This window comes from Allokutzneria sp. NRRL B-24872 (assembly GCF_002155965.1).
Classification (GTDB): Bacteria; Actinomycetota; Actinomycetes; order Mycobacteriales; family Pseudonocardiaceae; genus Allokutzneria.
In genome coordinates this window covers 1-553 of record NZ_MUMH01000431.1, presented here as the reverse complement: position 1 = coordinate 553, position 553 = coordinate 1, and the positions used below count along the sequence as shown (strand labels likewise).

General features: G+C 63.1%; 1 protein-coding gene. It reads left to right on the top strand.

Going from position 1 to position 553, the window contains the following annotated elements; genetic code table 11:
* Positions 1–320, top strand: a 320-nt coding sequence (locus CCN37_RS38495; RefSeq protein ID WP_210408431.1) for a hypothetical protein, incomplete at its 5' end; no start/stop codon positions are given.
* Positions 321–553 lie beyond the last annotated feature (233 nt).

Genomic DNA, 553 nt, shown 5'->3' with positions numbered 1-553 from the left:
AGAACGTGAAGGGCGTCAAGGCCACGCACTACACGGGCACGGTCAAGGTCTCCGAGATCGCCAAGATGCAGTCCAAGGAGCTGAGCCAGTCGGACCTGGACGCTCTGCAGAAGCAGCTGGAGACCTCCGGCATGGACACCGAGACCATCGACCTGTGGGTCGACGACCAGAACCTGCTGGTCAAGAAGCGTGAGCAGGCCCAGAGCAACAACGGCTCCTACGACTCCACCGTCTACTACTCGGACTACGGCACCGCCGTGACGGTCGAGGAGCCGACGTCCTCGGACACCGTTGACTTCCAGGACATGCTCCAGCAGTAGAGCCGATTTGCCTGGCCGCGGCCCGTTCGCGTAATCTCCTACAGAAGCCAAAGACCGCTGGTTGTCGCTGCGCCCCCGTAAGGGGTGCGGTGGCTGAAGGATCCGCTAGCTGCGGGCGACCTGCGTAGGTGTATGTGGTTGAACTCCCGAACGGGCCGTGAGCCTGTGCCGGTCGAGTTACGCCCCGAGCGCCTGCGCCGGGGCGTTTTCGCATTGTCCAGTCTCCTTCCTTC